The sequence below is a fragment of the Gillisia hiemivivida genome (assembly GCF_007997295.1).
GTDB lineage: Bacteria > Bacteroidota > Bacteroidia > Flavobacteriales > Flavobacteriaceae > Gillisia > Gillisia hiemivivida.
Window position 1 is genome coordinate 21095 of sequence record NZ_VORY01000006.1, and the last position, 26427, is coordinate 47521.

21 protein-coding genes are annotated in these 26427 nt (G+C 35.3%); 11 read left to right on the forward strand and 10 right to left on the reverse strand.

Annotated elements, in window-relative coordinates:
• The first annotated feature begins 38 nt into the window (after nucleotides 1-38).
• On the forward strand, nucleotides 39-548 hold the full coding sequence (locus ES724_RS07235) for a GreA/GreB family elongation factor (RefSeq protein ID WP_146931537.1): 510 nt from the start codon (nucleotides 39-41) through the stop codon (nucleotides 546-548).
• On the opposite strand, the gene ES724_RS07240 is transcribed toward ES724_RS07235, so the two are convergent.
• The 7 genes from ES724_RS07240 to ES724_RS07270 form a co-directional block, all read right to left on the reverse strand.
• A complete protein-coding gene (locus ES724_RS07240; RefSeq protein WP_246136839.1) occupies nucleotides 545-3064 on the reverse strand; it encodes a porin family protein in 2520 nt (839 codons plus the stop codon). The genes ES724_RS07235 and ES724_RS07240 overlap by 4 nt on opposite strands.
• Nucleotides 3065-3141: 77 nt before the next feature.
• Nucleotides 3142-3648: a DUF4402 domain-containing protein gene (locus ES724_RS07245; RefSeq protein WP_146931543.1), complete on the reverse strand. Its 507-nt coding sequence runs from the start codon at nucleotides 3646-3648 to the stop codon at nucleotides 3142-3144.
• Nucleotides 3649-3657: 9 nt separating this feature from the next.
• Nucleotides 3658-7251 (reverse strand): Ig-like domain-containing protein, encoded by a 3594-nt coding sequence (locus tag ES724_RS07250; RefSeq protein ID WP_146931546.1) that lies wholly within the window; start codon nucleotides 7249-7251, stop codon nucleotides 3658-3660.
• A 9-nt stretch (nucleotides 7252-7260) separates the two neighbouring features.
• The gene (locus ES724_RS07255; RefSeq protein ID WP_146931549.1) at nucleotides 7261-8082 is read right to left on the reverse strand and encodes a fimbrial biogenesis chaperone; all 822 of its coding nucleotides are present in this window, start codon (nucleotides 8080-8082) and stop codon (nucleotides 7261-7263) included.
• Between the two features lie 83 nt (nucleotides 8083-8165).
• The gene (locus ES724_RS07260; RefSeq protein WP_146931551.1) at nucleotides 8166-8660 is read right to left on the reverse strand and encodes a DUF4402 domain-containing protein; all 495 of its coding nucleotides are present in this window, start codon (nucleotides 8658-8660) and stop codon (nucleotides 8166-8168) included.
• A gap of 92 nt (nucleotides 8661-8752) precedes the next feature.
• Nucleotides 8753-9247 (reverse strand): DUF4402 domain-containing protein, encoded by a 495-nt coding sequence (locus tag ES724_RS07265; protein WP_146931554.1) that lies wholly within the window; start codon nucleotides 9245-9247, stop codon nucleotides 8753-8755.
• A gap of 337 nt (nucleotides 9248-9584) precedes the next feature.
• Entirely contained in the window at nucleotides 9585-10082 is a 498-nt protein-coding gene (locus ES724_RS07270; RefSeq protein ID WP_146931557.1) for a DUF4402 domain-containing protein, read from the reverse strand.
• Between the two features lie 336 nt (nucleotides 10083-10418).
• Between ES724_RS07270 and ES724_RS07275 the strand changes: the two genes are divergently transcribed.
• Together ES724_RS07275 and ES724_RS07280 are read left to right on the forward strand one after the other, a co-directional pair.
• Nucleotides 10419-10832: a DoxX family protein gene (locus ES724_RS07275; RefSeq protein WP_146931560.1), complete on the forward strand. Its 414-nt coding sequence runs from the start codon at nucleotides 10419-10421 to the stop codon at nucleotides 10830-10832.
• Between the two features lie 33 nt (nucleotides 10833-10865).
• Nucleotides 10866-11159 carry a putative quinol monooxygenase gene (locus ES724_RS07280; protein ID WP_211362751.1) on the forward strand — a complete coding sequence of 98 codons (294 nt, stop codon included), beginning with the start codon at nucleotides 10866-10868 and terminating at the stop codon, nucleotides 11157-11159.
• Nucleotides 11160-11235: 76 nt separating this feature from the next.
• Here ES724_RS07280 and ES724_RS07285 read toward each other — a convergent pair whose 3' ends face one another.
• Nucleotides 11236-12066, reverse strand: coding sequence for an OmpA/MotB family protein (locus tag ES724_RS07285; RefSeq protein WP_146931566.1), 831 nt, complete (start codon nucleotides 12064-12066; stop codon nucleotides 11236-11238).
• A gap of 578 nt (nucleotides 12067-12644) precedes the next feature.
• Here ES724_RS07285 and ES724_RS07290 point away from each other — a divergent pair.
• Both ES724_RS07290 and tamL read left to right on the forward strand, forming a co-directional pair.
• The gene (locus ES724_RS07290) at nucleotides 12645-17654 is read left to right on the forward strand and encodes a translocation/assembly module TamB domain-containing protein (RefSeq protein WP_246136840.1); all 5010 of its coding nucleotides are present in this window, start codon (nucleotides 12645-12647) and stop codon (nucleotides 17652-17654) included.
• 16 nt (nucleotides 17655-17670) lie between these two features.
• Nucleotides 17671-19947 carry a translocation and assembly module lipoprotein TamL gene (gene tamL, locus ES724_RS07295; protein WP_146931570.1) on the forward strand — a complete coding sequence of 759 codons (2277 nt, stop codon included), beginning with the start codon at nucleotides 17671-17673 and terminating at the stop codon, nucleotides 19945-19947.
• Here tamL and upp read toward each other — a convergent pair.
• Nucleotides 19944-20600: a uracil phosphoribosyltransferase gene (gene upp / locus ES724_RS07300; protein WP_146931572.1), complete on the reverse strand. Its 657-nt coding sequence runs from the start codon at nucleotides 20598-20600 to the stop codon at nucleotides 19944-19946. The two genes, tamL and upp, sit on opposite strands and share 4 nt — an antisense overlap.
• A 133-nt stretch (nucleotides 20601-20733) precedes the next feature.
• On the opposite strand from upp, the gene ES724_RS07305 reads away from it, so the two are divergent.
• A complete protein-coding gene (locus ES724_RS07305) occupies nucleotides 20734-21372 on the forward strand; it encodes a hypothetical protein (protein ID WP_146931574.1) in 639 nt (212 codons plus the stop codon).
• 302 nt (nucleotides 21373-21674) lie between these two features.
• On the opposite strand, the gene ES724_RS07310 is transcribed toward ES724_RS07305, so the two are convergent.
• Nucleotides 21675-22157 (reverse strand): ferritin-like domain-containing protein, encoded by a 483-nt coding sequence (locus ES724_RS07310; RefSeq protein ID WP_146931576.1) that lies wholly within the window; start codon nucleotides 22155-22157, stop codon nucleotides 21675-21677.
• Between the two features lie 306 nt (nucleotides 22158-22463).
• Between ES724_RS07310 and ES724_RS07315 the strand changes: the two genes are divergently transcribed.
• The 5 genes from ES724_RS07315 to ES724_RS07335 all read left to right on the forward strand — a co-directional run bounded on the left by ES724_RS07315 (nucleotide 22464) and on the right by ES724_RS07335 (nucleotide 26249).
• A complete protein-coding gene (locus tag ES724_RS07315; RefSeq protein WP_146931578.1) occupies nucleotides 22464-22919 on the forward strand; it encodes a universal stress protein in 456 nt (151 codons plus the stop codon).
• A 39-nt stretch (nucleotides 22920-22958) separates the two neighbouring features.
• Complete coding sequence (locus ES724_RS07320) at nucleotides 22959-23324, forward strand: DUF1622 domain-containing protein (protein WP_146931580.1); 366 nt, start codon at nucleotides 22959-22961, stop codon at nucleotides 23322-23324.
• Between the two features lie 332 nt (nucleotides 23325-23656).
• Nucleotides 23657-25039, forward strand: a complete 1383-nt coding sequence (locus ES724_RS07325; RefSeq protein ID WP_146931582.1) for an FAD-binding oxidoreductase — start codon at nucleotides 23657-23659, stop codon at nucleotides 25037-25039.
• A gap of 11 nt (nucleotides 25040-25050) precedes the next feature.
• Nucleotides 25051-25527, forward strand: a complete 477-nt coding sequence (locus tag ES724_RS07330; protein WP_246136841.1) for a cupin domain-containing protein — start codon at nucleotides 25051-25053, stop codon at nucleotides 25525-25527.
• Nucleotides 25528-25802: 275 nt separating this feature from the next.
• Nucleotides 25803-26249: a cold-shock protein gene (locus ES724_RS07335; RefSeq protein ID WP_026838662.1), complete on the forward strand. Its 447-nt coding sequence runs from the start codon at nucleotides 25803-25805 to the stop codon at nucleotides 26247-26249.
• Nucleotides 26250-26427: the final 178 nt, after the last annotated feature.

The window sequence follows — 26427 nt, forward strand, 5'->3', positions numbered from 1 at the left end:
ATATTTCCTAATTTCAATAATGCAAAGAAAATTGAATTATGAGTAGAGGATTTGTAAAAGAAGATGATCAAGAAGAAGCACCTTTTATACCTGCAAGATCAGTTTTACCTCCTGGAGAAATAAATTATGTCACTCCTTTTGGTTATGAAAAGCTAATCAAGGAGAGAGGTGAGTTGGAGCATAGTATTTCTACTTTAGAAATTGATGAAGGTAAAGAGCGGAGGCATACATTGGCAATTTTAAATGGTAAATTGAATTTATTGAACGATAGGTTCTCATCTGCCAGAATATTAGATCCAAAAGAGCAACCACAAAATGAAGTAAGGTTTGGAGCCTTGATCTCTTTTAAATTTTTAACAGGAGAGCAAAAAGGATCAGTAAAAGAATTTCAAATAGTTGGAGTAGATGAAGCAAATATCAAAGAAAATAAAATTGCATTTGTAGCACCATTGGCAAAGGCTTTAACAGGAAAGAAAGTTGAGGAAAAGGCAGAGGTCTTTATGGCAGGAAAACTGCAGGCATTAGAAATAGTTACCATAAAATATTAGTTGGATTTCTTTTCTAAAATGAATTCAAGATCATCTACAATATCACCGAATTCAGATTGTTCTATAGTAAACTCTATTTCAGCAGGATTTGCTGTATAGCCTATGTTTTCTAATTGTTCTGGATCTATAACTGCTTTGTACTTTCCAGTTTTTAATCCTAGGTAAGTGAAATATCCATCACCTTCGGTAAGAAGTTCCCCTACCAGCTCATTGTTACTATTTAGAATATTAATGGAGATTCGGCCTTGGCCTTTAGTTCCATTTTCATCTTTTATATAAACCATACCAGCAACTTCTCCTAAAACTATCACTGGAACATGGATTTCCTGAAACTGATTAGGGATGGTATGTATCTTGATTTTAGGATTACTAATTTTCCAGGCGATATTGTCAAGACTTACAGGATCTATTTCCAGCAACATATCTATATAAGGTTGGAGTTCGGTAATTCTAAGGATCGTTTTATCTTCATTATAGCTTAGATTTCCAGAAGTGTTCTTTAGTTCCATTCCGGGAACAGAGGGTTCCATAGGATCCTTAATTCCATTGTTGTTATAATCCAGGAAAGGAATAATGCTTAGGGCAGCTCTGGACATCGCTGTGCGATTGCTGGTCATCACATATCCCGTATTATCATCCAGCATTAAACTTCCTCTGGCAGATTGAACAAAAGAGGTGTTTCGATTTCCTATTCTGGATGTTGCAGAGGTTTGTGCAAAATTGAACATATACCGGAGACCGACTTCAAAAATATGCGCGTTTCTTAAAAGATTATTTTCATATGCAATATTCAGGAAACCACTTTCAAAAACAGGTCGTTCCAGTTCAAAAATTAAATTATTGAATTGATTTCGACTAAAATCATATTGCACCTGTGGTGAAAAAAGGATCTTATTGGGCAACCTGTAGGTTTGTGAAAGGGAGCTGTAAATTGTAGGTTCTTTTACTCGGTCATTATAAATCCCATAGGTGGTAAAGTTGGTGCTAATTCCCATAATTGCTCCAGAAAGCAATAATTGCGCAGTGGTAAATTCAGTATTTGGCATAATGATCTGGTTAATACTGAAACGACTGAAAATGGAGAAATTTTTTCCCCTGATCGGGGCTGATAAGCTTATTTTTCGCTCTTCGAGGTAATTGAAATTTATGGCTGTTTGGTCCTTATCATACTTTATATAATTCAGGTCCACCTGAAAATTTCTGGGAGTCCTGTAACTTAAAAGTCCTTCTCCCTTTACGCCATAGGTATATTCTCCCGAAAATAAAAAATTGGAAGCAAAGCGAACCGAGGTATTCACAAAAGGCATCACCTCACCGCTGCTCACACCTGTAAGATATTCGGCACCACCACCAATAGTAATAGAATTGCTTAGCCCATAATTGAAATTAAGCCGTGAAAATTTATTCATTTCATCGTTTTCAACAATTCCGGCACTTAGGGTATATTCAAGTTCGTTCTTCGGGACAAAATTATAGGGAATGTTTATATTTCGTTCTTCAATTCGCTCTTCTCCGTAAGGACCATAAAACCTAAGACTTACAGCCGTATTCCCATACATAAGCGGCACATCAAAGGTGTAAAATCCAGATGCATCTGCCTGAACAAAATCTACAAGGATATTATTGACGTATAGTTCTACCGTCCATCTGGGTTCAGTAAAATCATTGAGAGTATAACTCCCAAAAGAACGACGGTTTTGAAAAGGACTGTTACTAATTTGCACACCACTAACCGGCGCAAATAAAGAAGAAGTGGCACGGGTAAAAATTCGTCCTGCAGTAACCTGTTTAAATAATTTACTTTCGTTGTTCACAAATCGCCATTGATAAAATTGGTTTCGGGATTCGAAAGGAACTCTCGTGGAGTAATTCAACATTAAATTTGTTTCACCACCAAGAAACATCGTACCAAGGCCTAGAGATAAGCGATTGTCATTCTCAAAATCACTTTGTTGGGTGGTGACCACACCCCAGTCTAAAGCTCCACCTTTGAATAGCGGGTAACGCCTGTCTATAGTAGTATCTGGATTAACTATTCCTCTTACACGATTCAGATTTTCCCTCACTTTTCTAAGTCGCATTTCCTTGATCACAGGAAGGTCTTTTTCGGTTTTCATAGTTACCGAAAGGCTTCTAAAAGAAAAATTTGTATTTAGTCCGAAGATATCCCCGAAAAGATTCGATTTTAAGTAGAGATTGAATGGGGTTTGTATGTAATCCTCGTCGCTAAGCGTATATTCTTCATTTTTATAAAGAATCCTGTTTTCTGAAGGAGTTATTCGATACGTGGAATCTGGGTTTATAATAAAACCTTCTATGCCATTAGCGGTTTCTTCATTTTTGATCTTTAAATAATCAAAAAGCTCTTTTACTGGAATATAAGCATCCTGACCTTTTATGGCGATAGGAATCTCAATGGTACCAAGATCTGGTACGTTCATTTCTACATTCAACTCATCATACTCTGGTAAAACTTCCTGTGCGTAAGTTGAAAAACCTAAGAGGATTATACACAAGAATCCCAGATAAAGTTTTTTGGTAAACTCAGTTGAAAAAGAGCGGAATTTTATGCGCATTAATGGGGGAGTGCTTGCTATTGATGAATAAAAGTTAGATGTAAATTACCATTGTATGAGCCAGGAGGTCCTGCAGCCTGGCTATCAATATGTAAACTGCCACCTACAATAACTTCCTTTGGAGATTTAGTAACAATAAAAGTAGGACCAGTACTAACATCCTGATAAATATCTACCCTAAGTCTTACATCACTCCCAGAAGGGCCGCTGAGAGTAGTTTCTAAATGAGGTTGAATTTGAATAATAGTTCCAGGGTTGGCGTAAACATCAAATATGGCGAATGTATGGGTTGCCCCCATATTCATAAGGTAAATATCATTATTTGCTATTCTAGTACCGTTAGAGGTAACTCTTACAGTACCTCCGTTAGTTCCTACGGTAAAAGCTCCGAAGTTTAAAAATTGTTCTGCTCTTACTTCAACTTCTATTGGGATAGGAGGGTTCTCCTGAGCACTAACTTCTATTACTGAAAACATAAATGGCAATAACCAAAAATATTTCTTACAAAAACGGAAACTGTACATTGTGTTTTCTTATTTTTTGATTAAAACTTTTTTAGCATGTTGGGCTTTCCCAACTTGTAGGTTTATGATATAAACCCCATTACTGGTAATGCCATCAAAAATCACACGGTCTTTTCCACCGGCCTCTTTTGTTTGAATAATTTGACCATTAACCGTACTTGCTCTTATAATTCCTACCTCATTTTCTTCCAAATTAAGACTTACCACAACACTCCCATCTTCAACTGCTACATCGAATGGCTCATTAAACGCGATAGCCGGACTTGTAACTTCTTCTTCAGAGAACATTAATTCGAACCTGGAATTATGCATTCCCTCTTTTATACTGAAAGTATATTCAGGATTATTTCTAAGGTTTTGGCCTTTACTTTTTTCGTGATCTATAAGGTAAATATTGAAACTTGAATTCAGATTTTCTACTGAAGCCAGGTTGATCTTCATTTCCCCGCTTTGATCGGTTTTGATGCCTAGCGGAATCTTTCTATAGCTTTTACTTTCAGGGTAGGGGATTGCATTAATGGCCAGTGTTTTTTGGTTTTCAGTAATATTATAAAAACTCGGAACCGAAGGATCTGTATTCATCAATTTATGAGCATCCATTTCCTTTTCAAAATTTTGGGTAGCATAAGGTGAAAAATAGATAACGAGCGCATCATTTTTGTTTTCAGTCTTAAAGTTGGCCTCAAGTCTAATCAGCTGTTTTAAATAAACCTCGCTAGCTCTAAAAAACTCTTGATTAAAATCGTTTATTCTTACCTTATTATCCATTCCAAAAGTTCCTGTAACTAAGTCTTCTGCATCAGAATCGCTCACTTTAATAAAAAAGCCTTGCATAGAAGGGATAATATTTGGAGATGAATTTGTGGTGTTATTTCCGGTAGAAACATTATTTACAAACGAGGTATAACTCCCGGTATATTGATCGTTATCACTGGCACTAAAAAAATGAATAGCATCATCTATATTCGTCCTGGTCCAACCATTGTTTGCATTCCAATCGATAGGTGAGGGGTAAGGATTTCCTACCAAATGAAAACCTTTGGTGTATTCGCGATGGTGATTCAATAATTGACGCACGGGAATGGTTCCGTTGTTTACTTCACCAATTAATTCTATAGTTTGCGCAGCTGTGGAAGGTCCAAAATTAAGAGCATAACCCTCGGCAATATTTAGATTCCCTGAATGAACTACCCAGCCTGTGGCATATCGAAGTGTATCATTTATATTAATATTTCTGTTTTCATTATATCGGTAAAAGTTGGGAAAGTCACTAATTGGATCACTGAAATCCATATATGGAGCAAAATCGCCAACTACAGAATTTTGGAATGGGGAACTGAAATATTTATATCCAAAAGCTTTATCGAGATAACGTTGCATTCTCACTAATCCAACAACCTGGCCGTTTCCGGAGCCTTCAATCAGGGCGGTTTGGGTTGGATTCGAAATAAGTGTGAGCGCATTTCCTGTATTGAAGTTTCCGCTTTCTACTCTAAGGAAGCCTGTTATTTCAAGATTTCCCGAAGAACTGACTCCGGCCGGATTATTTATGATCAGGTTGCTGATCCTGTTATTAAAAAATACGTTAGAGGGAATCGATTGTACTGCAGCTCCCACAAAGGCCACGCTTCCATTTAAAGAATTAAAAATTCCGCTATTTAAAACCGAACCGGCTATTTGTAATGTGTTGTCAATTATTGTTAAAGTCGCTCCGCTATTAATCTGAATAGCTTTAGCCATTCCAATTGCTCCGGAGTTTAAAATAGGGTAATTTGTGAGACCACCCGGAATTATAGCATCCAAGTTGAGATTCGGAATAGAATTACAGGTCCAGTTGGAGGCTGTATTCCAGTCTGAATTGGTATTTCCTGTCCAGATAAAGGATGCATTTATAATAATATTAGTGCTTGCATCAACACTGGTACAACCATTCATGGTACTAGTAACCGTATAGGTTCCACCCATTGCTGCACTTGCATTTGTAAGTGATGGATTTTGTAGGGTGGAATTAAAACCATTTGGACCTGTCCAGGAATAAGTCGCACCTGTAATGAAACTCGCTGTTAAATTAATACTTCCTCCTGCACATACCGGACTATTACTACCAGCAACAGGTGCTGATGGAATTGGTTTTATCGTAGCAATCACAGCTGTTCTAGTTGCTGTGGTGCAGCTTGATGCTATTACAGTCGCATCAACGTAAAAGGTGGTGCTAGATGAAACACTTGGCGTTGTGAAAGTCGTACCTGTTCCTAAACTTGACCCACCTGATGCTGTGGCGTACCAATTAATTGTTCCAGCAGAAGCTGTGGCTCCTAAACTAACTGCTCCTGGTCCACATCGTGATCCTGGTGTTGATCCTGTAATTGTGGGAATGGGATTAACCGTTGCCACGACAGCAGTTCTTGAACCTGTAGTACAAGCATTTGAAGTCGCATCAACATAATAAGTTTTGTTTGATGAAATACTTGGCGTTGTGAAAGTCGTACCCGTTCCTAAACTTGACCCACCTGATGCTGCGGCGTACCAATTAATTGTTCCTGACGAAGCTACGGCTCCTAGAACAACTGTTCCTGTTCCACATCTCGATCCCGGTGAAGTGTCAGTAATTATTGGAATCGCATTCACAATAATATTAGTGCTTGCACCAGCACTTGTACAACCATTCACAGTACTAGTAACCGTATAGGTTCCAGTCATTGCTGCACTTGCATTTGTAAATGATGGATTTTGTAGTGTAGAAGCAAAACCATTTGGACCTGTCCAATTGTAAGTTGCACCCGCAACAGTTGAAGCAAATAAATTCAATGTTAAACCAGCGCAAACAGGGCCATTGTTTGAAACTGTGGGTGCATTGACAATCACATTAGTGCTTGCAACAACACTGGTACAACCATTCACGGTACTAGTAACCGTATAGGTTCCAGCCATTGCTACACTTGCATTTGTTAGTGATGGATTTTGTAGTGTGGAATTAAAATCATTTGGACCAGTCCAATTGTAAGTTGGCCCCGTAACAGCAGGTAGATTCCAATTGACAGCAGTTGAAGCGAATAAATTCAATGTTGAACCAATGCAAACAGGGCCGTTGTTTGAAACTGTAGGCTTAGGAGTAGGAGTGTTATTAATCATAAATGGATCAGATAGTTCAGAAACTGCATAAGGATTTGAACTCTCAACTCTTATTTTATAATCTCTACTAGTAGGATAGGAGTTGCTATTATTTGATATTGGCACACTTAAAGTGACTAATTGTGGGTCAAGGTTATTCTCATCATAACCTGAAAATGTATTGTTTAAAACTGAAGTCCCATCACTAGGTATGATATAAACGCTATAGCTTGTGCTGGCTTTAAACCTTTTATTATCATTACCATTTCCATTACCATTTCCATCTGTTACAGTAAACCTAACTTCAACCGTAGAGCCACCACAAACTGGTGTTCCATTAAGAATGGGAGTGCCTATAGATGGTTGTCCTTGGCCTTGTGCTTGAATATTTATAGAAACTACAAGAAAAACAAATAAAAAGAGTAATGATATAAAAGTATTATCTCTCTTAAAATTATGTGATATTTTGGTTAAAGAGTAGTTTTTTACCATCCTTGCAATTTAGTTCAGGTTGAATTGAGATTCTCCCAATACTTTTCCGTCTTCTGTTTTGTAGGTGATGTTCAATTTACCTTTGCTTAAATCTACTTCTGCTGCATTTCTAAGTTCAAAACTGAAACTTCTTTTGGAATTAGGCGTATAAACTGAAACACCTTTTACCATCCCAACTTCCGTTTCAGTGCCATCTAAGGCAATATGTGTAGCAGTTAAATTTCCATAGACCGACATGTTTCCGGAGCGATTGATTACCAAAGATAACTTTGGATTTTCAGCTTCGGTATCCAGCGTAATATCTGTTAAGTTAATTGCGGTTGTAGATTCCCCTTCGCGGATAATCACAGGAATACTAATCCCGAAGACAGTTTTAATATTGATGGAAATTCCTTCGCTATCTTCCGCTTCTTCAGCACCAAGAGCAATTTGTTCCTCAACAGCTCTAAAGTAAACGTGAGAGCGATACTCACCTGGCTCTAGATTTCCAGTCCGGGTCAACTGAACACGAACAGTCTGGGCCTCCTTGGGAGCAAGAACAACTCTTCTCGGAAAATATCTCAAAAAATCTGTAGCAAAGCGCTGACCATCTTCCGGCTCTTCCACCTGTTCGAAGTTTCCGCTTTCGGTCATTTTATAATTTATAAATGAGATTGCGTACACTGCAGTATCACTTCCGGTATTGGCAAGGTTGATTTCCTGGGAGCGTTCAGATCCTTCAAACACCAGTCGCTTTGGCATGACCATAAGATCGCCCTGCGCGTATGTTGCAATTCCGGAAGAAATTAAGATTAAAAATAAGGCTAGGGGACTAAGTAATTTTGTTATCATATCCTTGGGGATGGATTTTTTAGGTTAGCACGCTGGTTCCAAAGTTAATGAATAAGAATCAACTTGTTAAAGAAAACTTAAAATTAATTATAGGATACCGTAACATTAAAACCTGCAGAATTAGTATAAAAACCAGATAATTGATTGGCTTCCAGATTTAGTGTTCCGCCGATCCTGATAATATCCATTAAAGCACCTTCCTGAGGTGCAACTGTAAATTGATCTATTCGAATCACCTGATTTGGATTTTCTTGGTTGTATAACAGAAAGCTTTCTGGTAATGTAATCGAATAATTATTATTTCCGTGGGTTATAACAGCCTCAGCAGGTGTTACATTCCCTGGCATAGAATTAGAAATTTGAACCCCGTAAGCAACTCTGGAACCATCTGGTGAGAGAATCACTTGTCCCGGATTATAGGCACTAATTACATTGCCAAAATCCAGATCCACCGTTTTATCTATCTGTATTGGATCTATTACCGTTGCCCTGCTATTTACGATAGCAGAAGCTGAGGCTTGCGCAATTATAACGTGCGAGCTTAAACTTAGTAAAAGGAAGAATAAACAGTTTCGCATATGAATAAATAATTAAGCAGATTAGACAAAATTGTAAACTACAAAAACGCCGCCAAAGGGGCGGCGTCTTATTTATTTTTAAGATATATTTCTTACTCGTATGAAACAGTTACAGTAGCAGTACCATCATAACTTCCCGCAAACTGATCTCCACCTACAGTAAGTTTACCACCTACTACAAATGTTCCAGCTGTATTTCCGCTTGAGGTATTATTACCTTCACTTAAACTATGAGTGAAATCGACGATCATTGTTTTACTATCATCAACGGTATTTTTCAAAGTCAACTGTGGAATTGAAACACCGTAAGTAGTATTTTCTTCTGCAGTAACAGTAAAAGTAGCAGCATTTGAAGTAGAAGTAATATCCATAGCACCAGGTATTGTTCTCGCATCTCCATTTGTTGGTATTTCAACAACTCCACCAACAGTAGTTCTAACAATTTTTCCAAAATCTATATTATCAGTAGTACTTATTGTAATTGGTGAAACAATTAAAGCATTAACTGTAGCCGTTCCTTCAGCTTCACGTTGTGCGAAAGTTGTTCCTGTAATAAGAGCGAATAAGATAAAAGTAATTTTTTTCATATATAGGTAAGTTTGGGGTTGTTCATTATATCCCCGCAAATATGGAGTATTTTAAATATAGCAGTAACAAAAAACCTTAAATACTCGTTACAATACACATTTTTATCGACGAAATGCATAAATAATAATGCATTGGAGAAATTTCTGAGAGGATAATTCTTTAGAATTGTTGCTTTCTAAGTTAAAACGATCCAAAATGGAACTTTTATTTTCCCATTTTTTGTTAAAACAAGAATTTAGTTTAAAAATGAACTGTCTTTTTTAATTTAGAAGACGTAAGAATGGGTTGAAGTAATAATATGTAGGAGGGAAATATATTGTAAGTAAAGGATATATATTAGTTGTAGTTCACAGTAACATTAAATCCACCTTGGTTAACATAGTTTCCTGGAGTCTGATTAGGATTTACTTTAAGAGTGGCCCCAACATTAATTTTCTGTGATCCTGCAGTAAGTGTATTATCACTATTAAAATCTGTAGTGAAATTATTTATCTCCATAGTTTCACTTCCATTAGATAGCACATAGTTATCACCAGGTAAGCTTACCGCATATGTATAACCAGATTCCCCAGTGATCTCGAAAGATGCTGCAGAAACTATCCCACCATCAGATAATGCTACATCACCAGAAGTTGTTCTTGTACTATTAGGACTAAGAGTTATTTCTCCACCATTTTTAGCATCTACGTTTGCAAATTTAAGATCTGAAGTTGTAGTTATTCCAATTGGTTGAATAATTGTAACCGAGGCATTAAAAGTTGCGGTGGCTTGAGCAAAACTCATACTAGAAAAACACAATGTTAAAATTCCGATAAGTGTGTGAATGTTTTTCATAGTATAAAGCATATAAATAAGTAGGTACTCAAATATAAAAAACCGCATCTCATTACCGACGAAATACACGTTAAAATCGACAAACAGCGTAAAAGTTTAACATTTTGTTTTAATTTTTTGATTTGAAATCATCAATTTTTAACACTAAATCCCACGTTTTCAGTAGGAAATTAGATTTTAGAGAGGAATTTAGAGGAATGTTAATTGTAGGAATTATTCTTACAATTCTTGAACCTCCTATTTCTAAAGCGGAATTAAGGTATATTTATACTGGTTAGTTATAATTATCTGGGGATAACATATATTTTGTAACTTTTCCTCTTAATTTTATAAACTATGAATAAGACTTACACTACAAGTTTACAACTTCCAGCCGTAGATTACGGACTGCTGTTTTTGAGAATTGCAATTGCAGCATTAATGCTTAGTCATGGAATTCCGAAATTAATAATGCTTTTTGGGTCTCAAGAAATTTCCTTTGCAGATCCTTTTGGAATTGGGCAAACCGCTACGCTAACTCTCGTAGTTTTTGCTGAAGTTATTTGCTCTTTGCTTATAGCTTTTGGTCTGGCTACCAGATTGGCTGCATTTATTCTTTTGTTTACTATGGCCTTTGCATTTTTTGTTATCCATGCGGAAGATCCTTTTCAAACTAAAGAATTGGCCTTAATATATTTAGTAGTTTATATATTTATAGTGATAGTGGGAAGTGGTAAATATGCCTTGGATCATTACTTTCTTAAGAAATAAGCTCAAAAAACGAACTAATTAAAAAATATAAACATGAAAAACTTAGGATTACTAGCTACTTTAAAAGCCAAAAAAGGGAAAGAAATGGAAGTTTCCAACTTTATTAAAGAAGCTGTTAATTTGGCGAGAAAAGAGGAGAAAACAATAACTTGGTATTCGTTTAAAATAGATGAATCTACTTTTGGGATCTTTGATACTTTTGAAAAAGAATCTGGAAGAGAAGCACATTTAAATGGTGAGATAGCTTCAGCGCTTATGGAAAAAGCTTCAGAATTATTAAGTGAGCCACCAACTATTAAAAAGGTTGAAATTCTTTCTGCTGTATAATTTTTATAATTACACAAAAATTAAAAAGGCCTAACACAAATTTGTGTTAGGCCTTTTTATATAAATGGATCTATAATTACTCAGCAGAATCCATCATTGCAAAGAATTTATCAAGATTAGGAATAATAACTATTCTCGTTCTTCTATTTTTAGCCATATTTTCTTTGTCAGAATTCTCTACTAAAGGTGCATAACTACTTCTTCCAGATGCAATTAATTTGGAAGGATCTACATTATACTTATCTTGTAGCTCTCTTACAATAGAAGTTGATCTTCTAACACTTAAATCCCAGTTGTCTTGAATATGAGATCCGGGTACCATAGTTTGAGAATCTGTATGACCTTCTACCATAACTTCCATACTAGGTTCAGAATTAATAACTTCTGCTAATTTTTTCATCAACCCATCAGCTTTGTTATTCAATCTGTAACTACCACTTCTAAAAAGCAGCTTGTCAGATACATTTATCATCACTACTGTTTTATCTACGGTAATTTGAACATCATCACTTTCTGAATCATCGGTGATGGATTTCTTTAAATTATAAGAAACTGCAAGATTGATTGAATCTTCCAGAGTAGTTGCTTTGCTTAATTCAGTTTGATCTACTTTTGCTAAAGTAGCTCTCATTTGTTGTTTTGTTTTATTGGACATCACGGTAAGATCGTTCATCTCCATTTTTTCATCATTAGATTCTTTTAAAGAATTGATCTTCGCATTGTAATCTGCAACACGAGATTCAATAGCATCTAATTTTGCCTGCGCCTCTTCTTTTTCCATTGCAGTACGCTGCAAATTACTTTGAGTGTTAGACAATTCAGTTTCCAGTGCTACATATTTTTTCTTAGACACACATGAGCTGAACATTGCTACAGACAATACGGTTACTAATACTGTTTTTTTCATATTATAAATTTTGATTTAAAGGTCCTCGATTATTTGATGATAAATTATATTCTTATTTTTACTAAGACCCTATCGCTTCTCTTTGCGATAACAGTGCCAGTGCATGTGCTACAATCTAATTTATTAACAGAGACTTCTTTTAAAGCTAAGTTTATATTAGTTTAAGCAGTTAATATTCAGTTATCTAAGAAATAATCTAAGTCCAAGCCGGGGCCTTAAAAAGTCCTTTTTTATAGAATCTACGAACATATTAAAGCAATCATTTCTGTGGAAATCATAAATTAAGTGGGAATAATTACCACAGAACTAGAAGAATATTTGCCCTAGAAGTTGGTATAGTGCTATGCCACATCCTGGAATATATTAATTTGTTCTACGATTTTCGGTCTATTTTTTCCTTTAGTATTGAGATTTTAGGAAAATTGATTTTAAAATAAATCCGCTACTATCAAGCCTGGATTTTGAATAAAATGAACTTCTTTAACAAAAATTTATAAATGAATATTTTAAATTAAAGAGCCCTATCCTTTATTATACTCTCTTTATCAATTAAATTTGAAGTTCAAGCACAAAGAGAATTGGAAAACGAAGAAAAGAAGAAGAAAAATAAAAATAAATTTTTAAGGGTAGTAGGCTGGATATTTTTGAGTCTGCTTATTCTGGTAATTGCTATTTTACTTTTCGTCCGCAGTCCTTGGGGTCAGGGAATCATTGTCGATAAAGTTGTCTCTTCTATTGAAAAAACTACAGGTACCAATGTTGATATCGAAAAACTCTTTATAACCTTTGACGGAAATATTCTTCTAAAAGGCTTATTTATTGAAGATAAACAAGGCGATACCTTGATTTACTCTAAATATTTAGAAGCAGATATTCCGCTCATACCCATCATTCGTGGAAAAGGAATTTCTATTGATTTCCTGGAATGGGAAGGAGTTGTGGCAAACATTGTTAGAAATGACAGTGTTAGCGGTTTCAATTACCAATTTATTGTAGATGCATATGCCACTGCAGATACTACAGCAGCTCCTCAGGACACTGCCGCTGCTCCTATGCAAATCAGTCTGGGAGATCTTAATTTTTCCAATTTAAATGTTAGTTTCAATGATGATGTTGGCGGAATCAACAGCAAATTAATACTTGATCGGTTGGAAGTGGAAATGGAAGAAACGGATCTTGAAAACATGAGGTTCCATATCTCTAAGGCCGAGCTTGAAAATACCAATTTTAAATACACACAAACAAAACCTTTTCCTCCCCCGGAAACAGAAGATACAGCTGCTCTTCCATTTATTAAAGTAGACAATATTGTTTTAAAAAATGTTTTTGCTGATTATTCTTCAGAACCTGATGGTCTTTCTACTGTTGTGGAAATAGGAAATTTTACAGGTGATTCTGGAGAAATAAATTTAGACCAAAGCATAATAGATATAAAGGAAGTTGCTCTTGTGAATTCTGATATCCTATTAGAACTGACCACTACCGTTATAGACAGTACAAGTACAGAAGCTACAACACAAAATACATCTAATGACGAATCTCCGAACTTTGAATGGCCCATATGGAAAGTAAATGTGGAAGCAGTTGCCTTGGAAAATATAGATTTTAGTTATTTTGTTGATGGAGCAGAAGTGGTGGAAGGTAAATTTGATCCCAATGCAGTTGTGCTAAAGGACCTTGATTTTAAAGCTGAAAATATTCTGCTGAAAGAGGAAGCTGCAGGAATGCATTTAAAAAAATTCAATTTTAAAACAGCATCAGGACTAGCTTTAAATCAGTTTAATTTTGATCTGGAAATCACTGAAGATATACTGGTACTTGAAAGCCTGGATTTTAAATTAAATGAGAATGAACTCCACGGAAACTTAAGCCTGAATTATGACTCCCTGCAGCAATTAATTAATTCTCCGGAAAAGGTTAGTATAGAAGGAGAGTTTTCTGAAATCGATATTCATCTGAAAGATATCTTTCCATTTCAGCCTGAACTTAAGAAAAATGAATATTTAGTCGCCTTAAGCGAAAAACCAATTTCTGGTAATCTGAAAATTGATGGTAGTCTTTCTTCATTGGAAATTTCTTCTGCAGATTTCAACTGGGGTGCTAATACTTCTTTATCTGCAAGTGGAACAGTTCAAAATTCTCTGGATCCGGAAAACTTAAGATTTGACTTTCCTAGCATCAAACTATCTTCCAGAAGATCAGATCTTCAGAAGCTCATAAAAGAGGAAGATCTTGGCATCAAAATACCCGAACGGATATCACTAAATGGAAGCTTAAAAGGCAATCCTGAGGATATTTCCACAAATGCTTTCTTGCGAACTTCTGAAGGAAACATTAAACTGAACGGTAATTTCTCAAGTCTTGAAGGATTGGTTTATAATGCTGATCTTGAAGTAGAAGATCTTCAGCTGGGGAACCTTTTGGGAAATGATCAATTAGGAAGCTTAGACTTCAATTTAAAAACATCCGGATCTGGGGACAATGTCAATCAATTAGATGCCACATTGGAAGCTACCATTGCAAAATTTGAGTTTAATGATTATGTATTTGAAAATATTTCTCTGCAGGGAGAACTTGAAGATGGGAAAGGTTTAATCACTTCTTCTTATAAAGACAAAAATCTCAATGCAGATCTTAAAGCTTATGTTTCCCTGGACTCAGTTGCTCCAAAAGTAAATGCAGAACTGGATGTAATAGGAGCTGATCTTCAGGCGCTGGGAATAATGGAAAAAAATGTAAGGGCCGCTTTTAACCTGGATGCAACTTTTGAAGGAAATACTGAAAATTTTGAACTGGTATCAGTGATATCTGATGGAGTTTTTGTGTATGATGACGCTCCTTACCAGTTAGGAAATATGGAGATCGATGCATTTGTAGGAACAGATACCACAGCTGTTAGCATTGATAATAATATTATCATTTTAAAATTAAGATCTAATGCCAGCCCGACAGATTTTAGTTCTGCTCTTTATGACCACTATGAAAGTTATCTCGTTGAAGGGACACGTACAGATACAATTCAGGATCCTGTAAAACTTGAGTTAAGAGCAAATATCAATGAATCACCGCTTTTAAATGAAGTATTTTTCGCTGATCTTACAGAATTGGATACGGTTGCAATAAAAGTAGATTTCAATGAAAAAGACAGGAATTTATCTGCGTCTATAGAACTGCCGCATATTAACTACGCAGGTACTGAAATTGATAGTTTGACTTTCAGGCTTGACACTAATAAGGACGTCTTTGTTTTCGGATTAGGATTTCAGGAATTAAATGCAGGACCTCTTGCCATTAAGGAAACTATAATAGATGGCTCTATAGAAAATCAAAATTTGTACCTGGATTTCACCTCTTTTCATAACGATAAAGTTATGGTTCATGTAGCTTCTGAAATTTCCAAGGAAGGTGATACATTTAAAGTTCATCTGTTCCCTAAGGATCTTATATTAAATTATGAGGAATGGAATATACCGGCCACCAATGAAGCTTTCTTTAAAGATAAATATGCTGAATTCAATGATTTCAGATTGAGCAGAAATAACCAATTAATCGAAATAAGTGATAAAATTGCTGATGTAGAAAGAGAACATGTCGGGATACAATTCAAAAATTTTGAACTAGCAACCCTACTAAACTATCTAAATCCCGAAGACACTTTGGCTACGGGAAACTTGAATGGGAATTTCATAATTGAAGAACCATTTGTTAATAATGGATTACTTGCAGATCTTCAGATAAATGAATTCAATGTTAAGGGAGTGCCTTTAGGAACTCTTAATTTGGAAGCTGAAGCAGAAGGCCTGCAAACCTATGATGTTGTTATGGGACTTCAAGGCGGAGCAGCCAATCTGGATTTAACAGGAAGTTATACTGCAGTTGGAGGAGCTGCTGAAATAGATTTAAATCTAATTTTAAATGAGCTAAAAGTGGAAGCTCTGGAAGGATTTACAGATGAAGCTATAACCCAGGGAGATGGAAGTATTTCTGGAAATATGAATGTCTCGGGATCATTGGCTGAGCCAGATTATGAAGGCTCGTTTACTTTCAATAATGCTGCTTTTACAGTAGCTACTCTGGATGCTCCTTTTAAGATTAACAATCAAACCTTAAGCCTAAACAATGACGGGATATATTTTGACTCCTTCACTGTAAATGATGCTACCGGCAATTCATTTATTGTAGATGGAAGTGTTTTGACAGAAAGTTTTATAAATCCTTCTTTTGATTTGGAATTTGAAGCTCAAAACTTCCAGGTGCTCAATTCAACAGCCGAAGACAATAAATTATATTATGGTACTGCAATTTTGGATGTTACAGCCTCTTTATCGGGGAATTTAAATATTCCGGTACTGGATCTAAAATTAAATGTTGATCCTAAAACCAACTTTACTTACATAATTCCTGAAGATGAATTGATGCTACAAGAAAGGGATGGCGTTGTAATTTTTGTAAACCGTGAGAACCCTGACGCTATTTTAACCAAAAATACAGCTGAAGAAACTGTGAATATCTCTGGATATGATATAAGTGCGCTATTGAATATTAGCGAAGGGGCAGTGCTAAGTATAGTTCTGGATGAAGAAACCGGAGACAAATTTCAGGTCCAGGGGGAAGGGGAGTTGAATTTTGATGTTTATCCTAACGGAAGAACTACTCTTACCGGAATCTATGAAATTAATGACGGTTTCTATGAAATGAGCCTATACGGCCTTGTAAAGAGAAGGTTTAATTTAGTTGATGGAAGTAAGGTTACCTGGTCAGGTGATATTTTTGATGCAGATCTTGATTTACGGGCAGTTTATAATGTGGAGACTTCAGCTTCCTCCTTAATGGCCGCTCAAACTACGGGTGCAGATGCTTCGGTTCAAGGAAAATTCAGGCAAGAGCTTCCATTCTTTGTTTATCTAAATATTGACGGGGAATTGTTGCAACCTAAGATTTCATTCAATCTTGATATGCCAGAAAGCGAACAGGGAGCAGTTGGTGGTGCTGTTTACGGAAGGATTCAGCAGCTTAATAGTCAGGAACAAGAGCTTAATAAACAGGTTTTTTCACTTTTGGTGCTAAATCGTTTCTTCCCAGAATCCATTTCAGATGGTTCGGGAGGTGGTGGTGCCGCAGGTATAGCAAGGGACAATATCAATGATGCTATCTCAGACCAATTAAATGTTTTTGCTGAAAATATTTTAGGTGATTCAGGAATTGAACTGGATTTTGGTGTTGACAGTTTTACAGATTATCAAGGGTCAAGCCCTACAGAAAGGACCCAGCTGAATGTTGCTGCCCAAAAAACACTTCTTGATGACAGGCTTGTAGTAAGGGTGGGAAGTGATGTAGACATCCAGGGTAGCAGTCCTGTGGAAGGAGAGGGAACTCCGTTGATTGGAAATGTGAGTATTGCCTATCTATTAACCGAAGATGGAAGGTTCCGGATACAGTTTTTCCGAAGAAATGAATTTGAAAATGTAATAGACGGGCAGCTTATTGTAAGCGGAATTGCCTTCATTTTTACCAAAGAATTTAATAAGTTTCAGGAATTGTGGGACAGCCTTCTTTTCAAAGGGGAAACTACTACCGATGAAGATTAAAAGATAATAGAAACTCATGCTAAAAAATTCATATTTACCTTTTTTTACAGGAATCATTTTCCTTGTAATATTGCAGGGATGTAGTGTGGAAAAATTCATTCCAGAAGACAAATTACTTTACTCAGGGGCCAAATTGAAAGTTCAGGACAGCATTGCAAAGAATAGCAAATATGATGTAGTGGTAGCACGACTGGTATCATTATTACTGCCAGAACCCAACAGTAAATTTCTTGGGATGCGACCTAAACTATATTTTCATTATAAAGCGCAACAAGAAAATCCGGGATTTATAAATAAGTTCTTAAATAAAAAATTGGGCGAGGAACCTGTTTATCTTTCAGATGTTGACCCTAACTTCCGGGAAGAATTATTGATTAACCGGATGGAGAATAGTGGGTTTTTTTACAGTACTGCAAGCTCCACCATTATAGAAAATGAAGAAGAAAAATTAGCTTCTGTAGAATACGAAGTGAATATGAAAGAACCTTATACTCTGGAAAAATATAAGTTAGATACAGATTCTCTAAAGATCTATAAAAGAATTGGGGAGTACCTGCCTGAATCACCCATTGAAGAAGGTATGCGCTTCGATTTGAGTTTATTAAAACTGGAGCGGGAACGCTTGGAAAGGAAACTATTGCAGGATGGATATTATAATTTCAATGCCGGTTTCTTAATCTTTGAAGCGGATACCAACCAATATGTGAATAAAAAATTCGATCTTTTTCTTCGTCTGAAAAAGGATGTTCCTGAAAAAGCTATCATTCCCTATAAAATTTCTAAAGTTAATATTTACCCCAATTATGTATTAGGAAATGATTCAATTGCACAGGATACGGTAAGGTTTGATGGTAAAAATTATATCCAGGCCGAAGAATTTTTCAAACCTAAAAGACTGGATCCATATATATTGATCAATGAGGGGGGATTTTATGATCCCTCAGCTTCCAGGAACACCAGTAGAAGATTAGCCTCCATAGGAGCTTATAAGTTTGTAAATATAAAGTATGATGAGGTAGAAACATTGGGAGATAGCCTGGGTATTCTTGAGGCAAATATATTCTTATCCCCTTTAAACAAAAGAGCTTTTCGTGCTGAATTACAGGGGGTTACAAAATCTAATGATTTTATAGGGCCTCATTTGGCTTTGACCTATTCTAACAGAAACCTTTTCCATGGAGGTGAAATTTTGAACCTAACAGGTAAGTTTGGTTATGAAGTTCAGGTAACCGGGAGCGATCTGGAAACAATTTCCAGCACGCTGGTGGGATTGCAGGCAGATCTTATATATCCAAGATTGTTATTTCCAATATCCATAAATGACGACTGGTTTGAATATTCTATCCCAAAAACCAAGATCAGTTTGAGTGGAGACTATGTTATAAGGACCAACCTTTATAGCATTGGCTCAGTTTCAGGAAGGTTTGGATATCTCTGGAATGCAAATAGATTTGTCACTCATGAGTTGAATCCTGTTTCAATAAATTACGTGAAGCTAGCCAACACAACCCAGGAATTTGAAGACATTCTGGATGAGAATGTATTCTTAAGAAACAGTTTTCAGCAAGAATTTATTGCAGGGCTTACCTATTCCTTTACATATAATGGAATGATAGATGCAGGCAAGACACATCAGTTTTATCTTAACGCTAATATGGAGACTGCCGGAAATACCATGAGCCTCTTCAGTAAAGAAGCGGAGGAAGGCCGAACAGCCTTTGGACTCAAATATGCCCAATTTGCAAAAGCTGATGCCGATTTAAGATATCATTTCAATTTTGGAAAGGAACAAAAAATTGCAACCAGGTTATTTGCCGGACTAGGAATTCCTTTTGGCAACTCAGACGTTATGCCTTTTAGCAAACAATATTTTTCTGGAGGGCCATATAGTGTTAGGGCATTTAGAATAAGGTCTTTAGGACCGGGTAGTTATGAACCGGAGCAAACAGAAAATACCTCATATTTTGACCAATCGGGAAATCTAAGGTTAGAAGGAAATATAGAATACAGATTCCCACTTATTTCATTCCTGAAAGGAGCCGTATTTGCTGATGCAGGAAATGTTTGGACAACAAGAGAAAATCCAGCTTTACCCGGAGGAAAATTCGGAAAGGATTTTTTAAGTGAATTAGGGGTCGGTGCAGGAGTTGGCTTAAGAGTGGATATACAGAATTTTGTAATCAGACTTGACGTAGCTGCTCCAATGAGAGTTCCATTCCTGCCTGAAGGAGAGAGATGGACCTTTGCTTTTGATGAGCCTATATTTAACTTTGCTGTTGGGTATCCTTTCTAATGCTGAAGCTTAATACCATAAGCCAGATCTCCTGCATCACCTAAACCAGGAACAATATATCCTTTATCATTCAATTCCTTATCTACCGTTGCTATCCATAGCTTGGTATCTTCAGGGAAATGTTCAGCGATATGTGCAATCCCTTGTTCTGAACCAATTACTGAAGCCAAATGAATTTCTTTTGGAGTTCCCATAGATTTTAATGCATTGTAAACATTCACAAAAGATCTACCGGTAGCCAACATAGGATCTGCTAAGATCAAAATTTTGTTATCCAAAGACGGGGAAGCTAAATACTCTACTTTAATTTCAAATTCAGTTTCAGAGACCTGATGTCTATAAGCTGAAATAAAAGTGTTTTCAGCTCCGTCAAAATAATTTAGCAAACCTTGATGTAAAGGCAAACCCGCTCTTAGAATAGAACATATCACAACGTCTTCTTCTGGAATGTTGCATTTAGAGGTCCCTAAAGGGGTTTTAATATCTACGTTATTATAGGAAAGTGATTTACTTAATTCATAACCCAAAACTTCACCAATTCTCTCAATGTTTCTCCGGAATCTCATTCTATCAGATTGTACTGATACATCTCTTAATTCTGAAATAAATTTGTTGAGGATAGATTGTTGTTCGCCTAGATTGTTTACTTGCATTGAATGGATTTTGGATAAATTTAAGCAGAATAATTAGTAAGCTATTCATTCATCACAATAAAATCTGATTTTTATATTTCGTGGTGCTATTTTTGATATTATAGAGTTTCTAATAATTCCTTATTTTTATTAAATGAAAATTCATTATATTTTTTTCTTACTTGTTATTAGTTCTAGTCTCGGGTTTTCCCAAGAGATACCTGTAAAGTCTACACCTATTGAGCGTGCAGGAACTTCTTTTCCTCCTCCAAATGAAGGTTCTGCTATTCCATCAACAAAATCTACCAATCCATTCTTTAAGTCTAAAGAGAGAACTTCCAATTTACCTTCAGAAAAAAAAGAAACTTTTAGTATGAAAACGGGAAACGATCTTTTAACTGCTGGAGATTTTATTGAAAAAAAATGGACCGAGGATAAAAGAATTAGTGAAGAGTATAGAAAAGACCAGTATTTAGGAGATTTTAAAACTGGAGGAAGTTATGTAGAAGTTTTATGTAGGGATTACCAATATGTAGATGGAGATAAAGTGCGGGTGTATGTGAATGGTAAGATGATAGAGTCTGTAATAGAGTTACAGGCAAATTATACACCAATTTTAGTGAAGTTGGAAAGCGGACTAAACAATATAGAAATTGAAGCACTTAATCAAGGTAGTTCCGGGCCAAATACTGCAGCTTTCAAGATCTACGGAGATCAGGGAGAATTAATTACCTCTAACGAATGGAACTTACTTACAGGTGCTAAAGCCAGTGTTATTTTTGTAAAGCAGTAATTATTTTCTAGATGATATTAAAAATAATTAGTTTCCTGTTTAGGATGTTAGAACTATCCGCTCTTAGATATTAGATAAATTTTAAGTAATTGGTGATTATTTTATTGTACATAATCAAGCATGCAGAAGGGGTGAATTTGCTGAATTTTTAAAAATAATTAGCTTCGAGTTCAGAATCTTTAAAAAATCCTATACTTGACGGATAACTTAGGCTAAGCCCTATTTTACCGGACAAAAGGGTTAAAAAACAGAAAAGCCACAAAATAATTTTTTTTTGGCTTTTCTATTAAATTCCAAATTAATTAATCGTCTGCTATATCTTCCAATCTTTTTACACTAGAAATGGTATTCTTAATTTCATGTAATTGGCTAGTAAGCAATGTTCTAACTCTCGGAGGAAAATGACCTTTATTTAGTTTTTCCTCATATTCTTTAGCACTTGCTTTTTCGCCTCTTAAACATTCTTCTAACACAGCTTCATCATCATTTCCAGAGAATGCAGTTTTAAGATCTATCCAAACGCGATGAATAACCCCAGTTTCATATCCATCTTTTAATTTTGGATGGGCATTTAAATCATGTAATTCTTTTTCTATTTCGGTTTTAAATCTATTTCTAATCACTACTTGCTTCTTGAAGAACTTTCTTAAACTAGGGTTTTTCACATTTTCTAATGCTTTTTTAAATCCTTTTTCCGCATCATAATTCTTCTCTAAAAGTTCATTAAGGTTTTTTACAACTTCATCATGACTTTCTTCTTTTGCTTCTTCTCTAGTTGTTTTCATATTTTATATTTCTGTTAATTATATAATTTAATATAAATATACAGTGATAATTATTGAAAAAAAACTAACCTGAATCATATTTTGTAATGGTTTAACATAATTTGTTAAGAAGTTAAAAATTAGCCTAGGTTTTCATTTCAGATGCATCAATTAATTATTAAAAAAAATAACAGACATATATAATTCTATATTTAAATTTTCTGAGGGGATTAAAATAAATTAAGTAATCTAAGATGATTTACTTAATTTATTACGAAATTAGTACCACTTTTTAATTTTAGTCTCAATTTATTAATTCTGTTACTTATGAAAAAAGTTCTTATTTGTATAGATTACAACCCAACTTCAGAGATTGTTGCAGATGCTGGATACCAGCTTTCTAAATCTTTAAATGCTGAAGTATGTTTGCTTCATATTATTGCAGATGTTCAATATTATGGAGTACAGTATCCTACTTTTATGGGCTATGATGGGTTTGAGTCTGAAATAGATCTAAATATAAATAAGGAAATGCATAGCGTTGCAGAGAATTTTTTGGACACCGTAAGAAAACACCTTAACGACTCGCAGGTAGAAACTAAAGTTATTGAAGGGAGCACTGCCGATGTTATTTTAGAATATGCATTTTCATGGAAAGCTGATACTATTGTCCTTGGTACACATAGTCATAATATTTTGGAGAAAATTTTTATCGGGGATGTGGCATCTAAAATTTTAAAGAATACCAAGATTCCTGTTTATATGGTGCCTACTAAAAAATAAAACCTATTTCATTATAATTAAAAATAGTTCTAAAGAAGTATGGACCAAATAAAACTTTATATAGAATACGTTGCAAAGGGACTGGAAGCCGTAGGTGTTGTAATAATTGCTTGCGGGGCATTAATAGCCATATCCCGTTTTCTAATTTCTCAATTAAAATTTAAAAATCATCTCTATACTAGATTAAGACGTGAGCTTGGCAAAGCAATCTTATTAGGTCTGGAAGTATTGGTTGCAGCAGATATTATTGCAACTGTTGTAACAGAGCCTACGCTCAAGAGAGTATTTACTTTAGGAGTGATTGTTCTTATAAGAACATTTTTGAGTATATCTCTACAAGTTGAAATTGAAGGAAAGTTTCCATGGCAATCAAAAAAAATAGAAGCAGAGCCGTATTCCAACTAATATCTCAAAATTTTTAATCCCTCATTGAGGGTTTAATTCCCCGAGGCTTGCTTCGAATTTTTGAAAGTATTTTCCTCCCGAACCATCGGGACATACCTCGTGGGTTTGTCCCGAGGTTCTTGATTAAGTAATTTTTTTCTTAGCGATAATTAATTCATATTAAGTAAAAGGTTAATTTTATTCGTTACCTTTAATATTGTAAAAAACAGAGTATTCCCTCCGACTATCCCTCTAAATTTTGACCCTAGAATTAGAATAATCAGAAATGAGAAACCCTCATTTTTGAATTGTTAAAATTAAAATATTCATTTTCATTAATAAATAGTTTAATTATGGAGTTAACGGGAACAGTAGATACCACTACGAAGGAGGTATTATCTATAGAGATCAAAGGCCAAATAATCTTTCCAGAAGACAAGATTTACGAAGAGTCAAGAAAGGTCTACAATGGAATGATCAATAAGCATCCAGGGGTGATCATTAAATGTATTGATGCTGCCGATGTAATAACAGCCGTAAATTTTGCAAGAGAAAACAAATTACTACTTGCAATTAGAGGAGGAGGCCATAATGGTGGCGGACTCGGCTCCTGCGACGGTGGAATGGTAATAGACCTTTCTGAGATTAAATTTGTACGTGTTAATGCTGAAGATAACACTGTAAATATAGGTGCAGGTAATTTATGGGGAGAAGTAGATCATGCTACTCATCCTTTTGGCTTAGCAATTCCATCTGGCATAATTTCTTCAACAGGAGTTGCAGGTCTTACACTAGGCGGTGGAGTTGGATATTTAGCAAGAAAATACGGCTTAACTATAGACAGTCTATTAGAAGTAGATATGGTAATGGCAGATGGCACTTATCTCACTGTGAATAATCATCAATACCCAGATCTATTCTGGGCAATTCGTGGAGGGGGAGGAAATTTTGGAGTAATCACCTCTTTTAAATTTCAGGCACATCCTGTAAAAACGGTCTATGGAGGTCCAACATTGTGGCCTATAGAACAAGTAGAGGAGATAATGAAATGGTATGATGCATTTATAGAAAATGCAGATGAAGACCTTAATGGATTTATTGCTACTATGATAATTCCAGGACCACCCTTTCCAGATTTTCTTCATAATAAACAATTCTGCGGAATTGTTTGGTGCTATTTAGGAGATCCAAAAAATGCGGAAGAAGTATTTAAGCCAATAAAAGAATTGAAACCTATTTTCGAACATTTAGGGGAGATGCCTTTTCTGGCACTTCAAACTCTTTTTGATGGTATGATGCCACCTGGATTACAATGGTATTGGCGTGCCGATTTTTTTAATGAATTAGGACCAGAATTAAGAAAACAACATAAAAAATTTGGATCTCATATTCCAACTCCTTTATCACAAATGCATCTATACCCTATTAATGGCGAGGCAAGTAGAAAAAAGAATTCTGAAACTGCGTGGGCCTACCGGGACGCAAAATATGCTGGAGTAATTGTAGGAGTAGATCCAGATCCAGGAAATGCTGTTAAAATAACAAAGTGGTGCAAGGATTATTGGGAAGCTTTACACCCACATTCTGCTGGGGGAGCATATTCCAATTTTTTAATGAATGAAGGGGAGGAGCGAATTAAATCCAGCTATAAAGGGAATTACGATCGCTTAGTAGAAATTAAAAGAAAGTACGATCCTAAGAATTTGTTTAGAGTAAATCAAAATATTAAACCTTAAAAAATATTAAAATGAAAAGAGATATAAAATCATTTAGGAGTATTGGACTAAGTTTATTAATGGCTGCTATTTTTCCTTTACTTTCTTTTAGCCAAGAAAATAATGAAACAACATTTGAAAAATCTTTGGTAAAAGACGTTAAAAGTTCGAATATTACTTGGGGACCTTGCCCTGAATTTATGCCCGAAGGTTGTGAAATTGCGATCTTGCATGGAGATCCGGCTAAACCAAATGTTGATATTCTTTTTAGATTACCCGCGAATACTGATATTCCCAATCATTGGCATAATTCTGCAGAACGTATGATTTTATTGTCTGGAGAATTACAGGTAACCTATGAAGGTGAAAGCGCCCAAACTTTAAAACAGGGGAATTACGCTTATGGCCCAGCCAAAAAACCACATACTGGGAAATGTGGTAACTCAGGGCCCTGTGTTCTATTTATTGCATTTGAGAATCCATTAGATGCTATACCAATAAATAAATAACTTAGGAAGAAGAGTTTGAGAAAATGAGGGAAATGACTTATAAAAAAGATTATTTTTTAAATTAGCAGATGTTAAATGCGTAATGATTTGTGCGATTATTATTGTACTTTTACACATCGGTAAACGTATTAATGCCCTTCAAGTAATTTTGTTACCCTCAACGACGATATAATTTATCTTTTTTGAGATCTTTTTGCTTCCTAATCGAGTGTTTTTACGTGTTGCCAGATTGTTCATGCAGAACAGTTATATAATAATTAATATTTTAAGTAAGAATGGCGAGACCACAAGAAAGTTTTGGTAAAAAAGAAAAAGAAAAGAAACGTTTAAAAAAACGTGAAGAAAAGCAACGTAAAAAAGATGAGCGCAAATCTTCAGCTAAGAGTGGCGACTTGGAAGACATGTTGGTTTATGTAGACGAAAACGGACAATTAACAGATACTCCACCAGATCCAACCAAAAAGGTTAAGATTGATGCAGAGAGTATTGTTATTGGTGTTCCTAAAAAAGAATATATAGAAGAAGATCCTTTCCATAAAGGAAAAGTTGAATTCTTTAACGATTCTAAAGGATTTGGATTTATTAATGATCTAGATTCTCAAGAAAAATATTTCGTTCACATTAGCGAATTGGTAGATGAAGTAAAAGAAGGTGATAATGTGATTTTCGAAATAGAACGCGGAATGAAAGGAATGAATGCCGTTAGAGTTAAAAAAGGTTAAATTTTTTATTAAACCTTTCATTTCAAATCGTTTAGAAACTATATTTTAAATTGGTTCTTACCAAAAGTAGCATTTAGTTGATTTAAGTTTTATAACTATTACGATGGAATAAAGCTAAATTTGTCATTTAAGATAAAATGTATGTACTTTAGATGATATTAAATTATTAAACTCATCT